3 protein-coding genes are annotated in these 3,645 nt (G+C 64.4%); all 3 read left to right on the top strand.

From position 1 onward, the window contains the following. Positions 1 to 664: methylenetetrahydrofolate reductase (locus tag EOA38_RS30695; RefSeq protein WP_145966135.1), on the top strand; the 664-nt coding region annotated here is incomplete at its 5' end. Positions 665 to 744: 80 nt separating this feature from the next. Further along, positions 745 to 1,719, top strand: a complete 975-nt coding sequence (locus tag EOA38_RS30700) for a methyltetrahydrofolate cobalamin methyltransferase (protein WP_126093289.1) — start codon at positions 745 to 747, stop codon at positions 1,717 to 1,719. A gap of 42 nt (positions 1,720 to 1,761) precedes the next feature. Next, a partial coding sequence (locus EOA38_RS30705) for an ASKHA domain-containing protein (protein WP_127300994.1) occupies positions 1,762 to 3,645 on the top strand: 1,884 nt, incomplete at its 3' end.

Here is a 3,645-nt window from a genome sequence, read left to right on the forward strand (position 1 = left end):
GCCGGTGTTCGATCTCGATTCAATGTCGCTGCTCGAAACCATCCGCATCATGCGCGACAATGGCAGGTTCCTGTCCGGCCGCAAGCTGACGACACCGCCGCAGGTCTTCCTCGGTGCCGCGGTCAACCCCTTCGCGCCGCCTTACGATTTCCGCCCGATCCATCTCGGCAAGAAGATCGCCGCGGGCGCGCAGTTCGTGCAGACGCAATATTGCTTCGACGTGCCGATGTTCAAAGCCTTCATGCAGAGCGCGCGGGACTTGGGGCATACGGAAAAGGTCTTCATCCTGTGCGGCGTCGGGCCGCTCGCTTCCGCCAAGACGGCGAAATGGATCCGCTCCAATGTGCCGGGCATCCATATCCCCGACGCGGTGATCAAGCGGCTCGAAGGCGCGCAGGACCAGAAGAAGGAAGGGAAGCAGCTCTGCATCGACATCATCAACGAGGTGAAGGAAATTCCGGGCGTCGCCGGCGTCCATGTGATGGCCTACCGCCAGGAAGAGTATGTCGCCGAGATCGTCGATGAATCGGGCGTGCTGAAGGGCCGCCAGCCCTGGAAGCGCGAAATCCGCCGCGACGACCAGCTGGTTGCCGAGCGGCTCGACCACATATTGCACGACGAGATTACCGAAACCCAGGTGGATATGGTGAAGACCGCGCATTGACGGCGCGGCCGACACACATACGCTTGAACGAAATCAGATAACGATATAAAGAACTCTTTATATCCCGACGGAGAGATCGCATGACCCGCACCATCGTCGCCTCAGCCACCCGAGAAATCGTCATCGGCTTCGACCAGCCCTTCTGCGTGATCGGTGAGCGCATCAACCCGACCGGCCGCAAGAAGCTCGCCGCCGAAATGGTGGCCGGCAACTTCGAGACCGTCATCAAGGACGCGCTGGAGCAGGCCGCCTGCGGCGCCACCATGCTCGACGTCAATGCCGGCGTCACCTCGGTCAATCCGAATGAGACGGAGCCGGGCCTCTTGGTTCAGACACTGGAGATCGTCCAGGGACTGGTCGATCTGCCGCTGTCAATCGACAGTTCCGTCACCGCGGCGATCGAGGCTGGACTGAAGGTCGCCAAGGGCCGTCCGCTGGTCAACTCAGTAACCGGCGAGGAAGAAAAGCTCGAGGCGATCCTGCCGCTGGTCAAGAAGTACAACGTCCCGGTCGTCGCCATCTCCAACGACGAGACCGGCATCTCGATGGATCCTGACGTCCGTTTCGCCGTCGCCAAGAAGATCGTCGAGCGCTGCGCCGACCACGGCATCCCCTCTCATGACGTTGTCGTCGACCCGCTGGTGATGCCGATCGGCGCGCTGGGCGATGCCGGCCGTCAGGTGTTCGCGCTGCTTCGCCGCCTGCGCGAGGAGCTCAAGGTCAACACCACCTGCGGCCTCTCCAACATCTCCTTCGGCCTGCCGCACCGCCACGGCATCAACGCCGCCTTCATCCCGATGGTGATCGGCGCCGGCATGACCAGCGCCATCATGAACCCGGTCCGTCCGCAGGAAATGGAAGCCGTGCGCGGCGCCAACGTGCTGAACGGCACGGATGAGAACTGCACCAACTGGATCAGGACCTACAAGGACTACAAGCCTGCCGAAGGCGGCCATGCGGTTGCCGCTCCAGTGGCGGTCACCGCCCCTGGCGATGGCGCTGCCGCAGGCGGTCGTCGCCGCGGCGGCCGTGAAGCCCGCATGGCGAGGGCATAAGGTAGAGATTGTGACTTTTTCGACAGAGGGAGGTATTCGCATATGAACCCTCCCCCGAACATAACCGATCCGCTCGTGCTGTTCATGCCGTCAGGCAAGCGCGGGCGGTTCCCGGTCGGCACGCCGGTGTTGGATGCCGCGCGCCAGCTCGGCGTTTATGTCGAGAGCGTGTGCGGCGGTCGCGCAACCTGCGGGCGCTGCCAGATCGAGGTGCAGGAAGGCAGTTTCGCCAAGCACAAGATCGTCTCGTCCAACGAACACATCTCGCCCAAGGGCGCCAAGGAGGAGCGCTACGAGCGCGTGCGCGGCCTGCCCGAGCACCGCCGCCTTTCCTGCTCGGCGCAGATCCTCGGCGACCTCGTCATCGACGTGCCGCAGGACACGGTCATCAACGCCCAGACCATCCGCAAGGACGCCGACACCAGGGTCATCGCCCGCGATACGGCGATCCGCATGTGCTATGTCGAGATCGAAGAGCCCGACATGCACAAGCCGCTCGGCGATCTCGACCGGCTCAAGATCGCCTTGATGAAGGACTGGGGCCTCAAGAACCTCGAATTCGATTTCTATCTCCTGCCGCAGGTGCAGGGCATCCTGCGCAAGGGCAACTGGACCGCCACCGCCGCCATCCACAAGGATGCCGACAGCGACATCGCGCGCGTCATCGCGCTCTGGCCCGGCCTGAAGAACGAGGCCTACGGCCTCGCCTGCGATATCGGCTCGACCACCATTGCCATGCATCTGGTGTCGCTGCTGTCGGGCCGTGTTGCGGCCTCTTCCGGCACATCCAATCCGCAGATCCGCTTCGGCGAGGATCTGATGAGCCGCGTCTCCTATGTGATGATGAATCCGGACGGCCGCGAAGGCATGACGGTCGCGGTGCGCGAGGCCATTTCAGGCCTCGTCGACAAGGTCTGCGCGGAAGGCAATGTCCACCGCAACGACATCCTCGACGCGGTGTTCGTCGGCAACCCGATCATGCACCATCTGTTCCTCGGCATCGATCCGACCGAGCTCGGCGGCGCGCCTTTCGCGCTCGCCGTTTCCGGCGCCGTGCGCATCAAGGCCTCCGACCTCGGCCTGAAGCTGAACCAGGGCGCGCGCCTCTACATGCTGCCCTGCATCGCCGGCCATGTCGGCGCCGACGCCGCCGCGGTCACGCTGTCGGAAGGCCCGCACCGCCAGGACGAGATGATGCTGATCGTCGACGTCGGCACCAATGCCGAGATCGTGCTCGGCAACAGGACGCGCGTGGTCGCGGCCTCTTCCCCGACCGGCCCGGCCTTCGAGGGCGCGGAGATCTCCGGCGGCCAGCGCGCCGCGCCAGGCGCCATCGAGCGCGTCCGCATCGATCCCGACACGCTTGAGCCCCGCTACCGCGTTATCGGCTCGGAACTGTGGTCCGATCAGCCGGGCTTTGCCGAAAGCGTGCAGGCGACCGGCGTCACCGGCATTTGCGGCTCCGGCATCATCGAAGTGATCGCCGAGATGTATCTGACGGGCATCATTTCGGAAGACGGCGTCGTCGACGGCTCGCTCGCGGCGCGCTCACCGCGCATCGTCCCCAACGGGCGCACCTTCTCCTACGTGCTGAAGGATGGCGAGCCGAAGATCACCATCACCCAGAACGACGTGCGCGCCATCCAGCTTGCCAAGGCAGCCCTTTATGCCGGCACCAAGCTGTTGATGGAAAAGCAGCACACCGACCATGTCGACCGCATCCATTTCGCCGGCGCCTTCGGCTCCTTCATCGACCCGAAATACGCCATGGTGCTGGGCCTGATCCCCGACTGCGACCTCGACAAGGTGTCGGCCGTCGGCAACGCCGCCGGCGCCGGCGCGCGCATGGCGCTGCTCAACCGGGGCTACCGCCGCGAGATCGAGGAAACCGTGAGCAGGATCGAGAAGATCGAGACGGCGCTGGAG

The organism is Mesorhizobium sp. M1E.F.Ca.ET.041.01.1.1 (assembly GCF_003997355.1).
Taxonomy (GTDB): Bacteria; Pseudomonadota; Alphaproteobacteria; order Rhizobiales; family Rhizobiaceae; genus Mesorhizobium.

Excerpts from the sequence above, each read along its gene's own strand:
- EOA38_RS30700 (WP_126093289.1), top strand. The coding sequence starts at position 745 with ATGACCCGCACCATCGTCGCCTCAGCCACCCGAGAAATCGTCATCGGC.